Origin of the sequence: Leptolyngbya sp. FACHB-36 (genome assembly GCF_014695955.1) — a bacterium.
GTDB lineage: Bacteria > Cyanobacteriota > Cyanobacteriia > Leptolyngbyales > Leptolyngbyaceae > FACHB-36.
In genome coordinates, this window is the sequence record NZ_JACJPG010000690.1 from 1 (window position 1) to 5,127 (window position 5,127).

4 protein-coding genes are annotated in these 5,127 nt (G+C 54.3%); 2 read left to right on the forward strand and 2 right to left on the reverse strand.

Annotation, left to right across the window (positions count from 1 at the left end; all coding sequences use genetic code 11):
- Together H6F43_RS21680 and gloA are read right to left on the reverse strand one after the other, a co-directional pair.
- The coding region (locus tag H6F43_RS21680; RefSeq protein ID WP_190345246.1) for an iron uptake porin at positions 1-608 on the reverse strand (608 nt) is incomplete at its 3' end.
- 144 nt (positions 609-752) lie between these two features.
- The gene (gene gloA / locus H6F43_RS21685; RefSeq protein WP_190345247.1) at positions 753-1,181 is read right to left on the reverse strand and encodes a lactoylglutathione lyase; all 429 of its coding nucleotides are present in this window, start codon (positions 1,179-1,181) and stop codon (positions 753-755) included.
- 220 nt (positions 1,182-1,401) lie between these two features.
- Between gloA and eno the strand changes: the two genes are divergently transcribed.
- Positions 1,402-2,691 carry a phosphopyruvate hydratase gene (gene eno / locus H6F43_RS21690; protein WP_190345248.1) on the forward strand — a complete coding sequence of 430 codons (1,290 nt, stop codon included), beginning with the start codon at positions 1,402-1,404 and terminating at the stop codon, positions 2,689-2,691.
- A gap of 154 nt (positions 2,692-2,845) precedes the next feature.
- On the forward strand, positions 2,846-5,127 hold a 2,282-nt coding region (locus tag H6F43_RS21695), incomplete at its 3' end, for a PAS domain S-box protein (RefSeq protein WP_190345249.1).

The following is a 5,127-nucleotide window of genomic DNA, read 5'->3' on the forward strand; positions in this document are numbered from 1 at the left end:
GTGCTGCTGGCATTGGTGCCATCGGTAACTGCCAGCACCGTTTGACCTGATAGCTTGCTGGTAGCAGAAAACTGCTTGGCTTCTAGCTGCGTGATGACGCCGTCTAACGGGTTAAGCCGATCGCGCAAGCTGTTTGCAATCGTGTCGTAGGTCGTTTGTAGCCGTCGCAGCGTGTCTAGATCCTCACGTAAAGAGGTCGTGATTCCCCCCGTTGCGGCTAACTGCTCCACCGTTGCCAGCAGTTGTGCAACCGCGGCTGCAAATTCGTAGCGCGTCAGCGGTTGGTTGCCGCGAAACGTTCCGTCCGGGTAGCCCGCCACACCGTAGCGCTCAATTAGCGATCGCACCGCTTGATATGCCCAATCGCTGGGTTGAATGTCGCTCAGTTCGGATACCGATCGTACCTGTGCCATGCCGTCCTCTTCGGGTCCAGCGCAGGCGGCATCAAGGGAGGTGGGGCAAGAAATGCTTTCGGGCGGGGCGATGGGGCTTAAATCTGGAATGTCCTGTTCTGGGGTTGTCGCTGCCGTCTCTGCCCATGCGGGCACTCCCTGACAGAGAGCCGCAACGCCGCACAGCCCTCCTGTCAGCCAAAACGCCTTCCTCACGTTGTCACTCCTCACACAATTCCTCAGGCAGAATGGATTACCTGAAGATCTCAACAACCAAATTAAACCCCATCAGGAGCGTTTAGCGGTTCTATGCAAGAAACCAATGACGCCAACGTTCCGGGCTAAACCATCAGTTCGCGATTAAGCTCCAACCGCTTGAGCCTGCTCTGCTTTTGCCGATCCCTGCGTGCCAAGCTGAATCAGTTCAACCTTATAGCCATCGGGGTCTTCAACAAACGCGATCACCGTAGAGCCGTGTTTCATCGGTCCTGGCTCACGCGTGACCTTGCCGCCGCGATCGGCAATTTCTGCACAGGTGGCGTAGATGTCATCCACGCCGATCGCAATGTGTCCGTAGGCGTCGCCCAGCGTGTAAGCGTCCTTGCCCCAGTTGTAGGTCAGCTCCAGCACGGTATGGTCTGTTTCTTCACCGTAGCCCACAAACGCCAACGTAAATTCGCCGCCCGGATAGTCCTTCTTTCGCAGCAGCCTCATCCCCAACAGATCGCAGTAAAACGCCAGTGATTTCTCTAAGTTGCCGACTCGCAGCATCGTATGAAGTAGTCGCATTGCCTGTTCTAACCTCTTGTTTGACTGCTTTTATTGTGAAACATTTCAATGAGGGGATTTTGAATGATGATTCCAAATTTTGGATGATGAATGTTCGCTTTGGTTCTCCCCTTTCATTTTGTCTGTCTTATTACCAGACAGATCCACAGACATGCTTAATATCAGTTCGGAACATCCCGTTACAGCGTATTCTCAAAAAGACTAAACGTGAGGCATGGCGATGATTGATACACCTGATACAACCATTGAAGCGATTCAGGCGCGGGAAATTCTGGACTCTCGTGGACGCCCAACGATCGAAGCAGAAGTAGTGCTGATGAATGGCGCGTTTGGATTGGCGCAGGTTCCTAGCGGAGCCTCGACGGGCAGCTTTGAGGCGCACGAGCTACGCGATGGCGATACGAGTCGCTACGGCGGCAAGGGCGTTCTGCAAGCGGTGAGCAACGTGAACGACGTGCTGGCTCCAGAACTGGTGGGACTGGACGCGATTAATCAAGAATTGATCGATCGCACCATGATCGATCTAGATGGGTCTTCAAACAAAGCCAAACTCGGCGCAAACGCAATTCTGGGCGTTTCGCTAGCGGTTGCCAAAGCCAGCGCAGAAAGCCTGGGCATTCCGCTGTATCGCTACCTGGGTGGACCCCTGTCAAACGTGCTGCCTGTACCGCTGATGAACGTGATCAACGGCGGTGCCCATGCAGACAACAACGTGGATTTTCAAGAGTTTATGATTGTGCCCGTGGGCGCGCCGACGTTTAAGGAAGCGCTGCGCTGGGGTGCAGAAGTGTTCGCGGCGTTGAGTAAGGTGCTGCACGACAAAGGGCTACTGACGGGGGTGGGCGACGAGGGCGGATTTGCGCCCAACCTAGAATCAAATCAGGCGGCGCTAGATTTGCTGCTGCTGGCGATCGAGAAAGCAGGCTACAAACCCGGCGAGCAAGTGGCGCTGGCGTTGGACGTAGCAGCGAGCGAGTTTTACAAAGATGGACAGTACACCTACGACGGAGCCGCCCACGCTCCGATGGAAATGGTGGACTACCTGGCAACACTGGTGAGCCAGTACCCGATCGTCTCGATCGAAGACGGATTGCACGAAGACGACTGGCAGCACTGGCAAGCGCTCACGGCTAAGATTGGAGAGCGTGTGCAGCTTGTCGGCGATGATTTGTTTGTTACCAACATTACGCGATTGCAAAAAGGCATTGATCAGGCGGCGGGAAATGCCATTCTGATCAAGCTCAACCAGATTGGCTCCCTAACCGAAACGCTGCAAGCAATCGACTTGGCAACCCGCAACCGCTACTGCTCGATTATCAGCCACCGCTCCGGCGAAACCGAGGACACGACGATCGCCGATCTTGCCGTTGCCACTCGCGCTGGACAAATTAAAACTGGCTCACTCTGTCGCAGTGAACGAGTTGCCAAGTACAACCGTCTGCTGCGAATTGAAGACGAGTTGGGAAGTCGCGCCGTGTATGCGGGTACTCTAAAAATGGGACCAAGGTAGAGGCACCTGCACAAATTCATTGGGAGCAGGGAACGATCGAGGTTTGGATCATTGAGGAATGAGCGTTGCCTACCGTCATTCACAGCGCGCCGCTCATTCCTCAAACCGGATCGTAGTTTTCTACCCTGCTTCTACGCTGGTTCAAAGCACTAACATGACTTTCCATCGCACCGCCTCATCATGGACCGTGCCGCACGATCGTTTTCATGGAGCGCTAGTCTTGGCGTTTCAAGCGTCTCAGGACAGCGCCGATCGCGAAATAAACTGCTACGTCGCTGCTGTGAATCCTGCCTATGAGGGCTTGTTTGTCGGTGGTCCGATTGCGTTAGGAGCGCTTCTTCGCGACTGTCTGCCGAGCCTGTGGAGATCGCTCGCGCCGCTGATCTACGAGTGGTTGCAGCAGGAGCATCCACGAGTCTGCCAACTGTCGTTGGAGCTTGACTCCCAAGCGCTGACCCTGCTGACAACGTTAATTCCGGTTGCTGCACCAGACGGCAGCCTACACCTCTTGGGTATTTGTCAGGATGCCACTCACAAAGATGAATCGGGGTGTCTACAGTCAGCTACACAGGCAATCCCGGAGTCGCAGTTCGACACCAGCCTCGACGTAGGTTTGCAGCAGACGGGTTTAGAGAAAGGTTGGTTGGCGGAAGTGTGGGTGCCCAACGCGGCTCGAACACACTTGGAATGCAGCCCAATTTGGTACAGTCATCACCCTCTGCAATCGTTTCGAGCGGTAAGCATGATGACCGTTCCTCGCGGAGAAAGTCTGCCCGATCGAGTGTGGCAGTCGAAGCAGGCGGAATGGATTCTCGATGGATCGCTGTCGATCGACGAGTGTTTGCGGGTAGAACTGACCCAAGCTGTCGAACTAAAAGCGGTGCTGGCAGTACCGATAGTGGCAAATCAAGCTGTAGTCGCTGTTGTAGTCATTTTTTTGGCAGAGCCGCGCTTAGAAGGTCAGCCGCTAATTCGTACCGTCTCAAAGGTGCTAACTCAGTTGGGGGGAACGATTCAGCAACGGCAAACCGAAGCAGCACTGGGAGAGAGCCAGCGAAAGCTAACTGGTTTGATCAATGCACTCCCAGGAATTGCGTTTGAGGCAGCAAACGATGCAGAGTGGTCCATGACCTATCTGAGTAATGGCTGTGCTGGGCTCACAGGGTATCGCAGCGAGGAACTCATCCACAATTCCTCAATCTCGTTTAATGACCTGACGCATCCGGAGGATTTGTCGCGCGTTTTAGCAACGATTCGACAGGCGATCGCAACTCGATCGCCGTATGTTGTGGAGTACCGCCTCCGCACAAAGTCCGGGCAAGAAAAATGGGTTTGGGAAAAGGGGCACGGCGTTTACGATCGCGAGGGTCAGCTAGTCAGTCTAGAAGGATTCATTAGCGACATCACCGAACTTAAGCAGGCTGACAAGGCGCTGCGGCAGCAAGAAGCTTTTCTGCGCTTGCTCCTCGACAATCTACCGCTCTCGATTTTTTGGAAAAACACGCAATCGGTCTACTTGGGCTGTAACAAGACATTTACGGCGCTGCGCGGACTGGACTCCATCGAAGACGTAATCGGCAAAACGGACTACGAGCTGTACGGCGACTTGGACATGGCAAATCGCTACCGCTCTGAAGATCGATCGGTGATCGAGTCGGGTCTCCCGATGCTAAATGTGATCGAACATGAGCACCAGAGCGACGGCAGTTCAGTGTGGACACGGGTGAGTAAGCTGCCAATTCGAGACTCTGAGCAGCAGATTGTTGGCGTTCTGGTAACGCTGGAAGATATCACCGATCGCCAGCAAGCCCAAGCAGCTCTGCAAGCCGCAGAGCGAAAGTACCGTAGCATCTTTGAAAATGCGGTAGAGGGAATTTTTCAAACCACGCCAGACGGACGCTATCTCGTTGCCAATCCAATGTTGGCAAAAATCTATGGCTATGCGTCTCCTGAAGAACTCATCGCTTGCGTCACGAATATTGAACGCCAGCTTTACGTTGATCACGAGCGACGGCAAGAATTCGTACGTTTAGTACAGGAAACCAACGCCGTCTGGGGATTTGAGTCTCAGGTTTACCGTAAAGACGGCACGATTATCTGGATCTCTGAAAGCGCCCGCACGATTCGGAACGAGGTCGGTCAACTGCTCGGCTACGAGGGCACGGTGAAGGATATTACCCAACGCAAGCAGGCGGAGGCTGATTTGCTCCAGCGCGATCGCCTGCTTCAGGGTGTGGCGGCAGCCATGAATCATCTGCTGACAAACAACGACTATGACGCCGCAATCCACAATGCGCTTGCCACACTGGGACAAGCAGTCGGCGTCGATCGAGTCTACATCTATCAAACTCACCCGCATCCTGATACTGGACAGCCCGCGATGAGTATGCGCCATGAGTGGACGCACGAGTCTGTGGAGCCATCGATTCAGCAAGC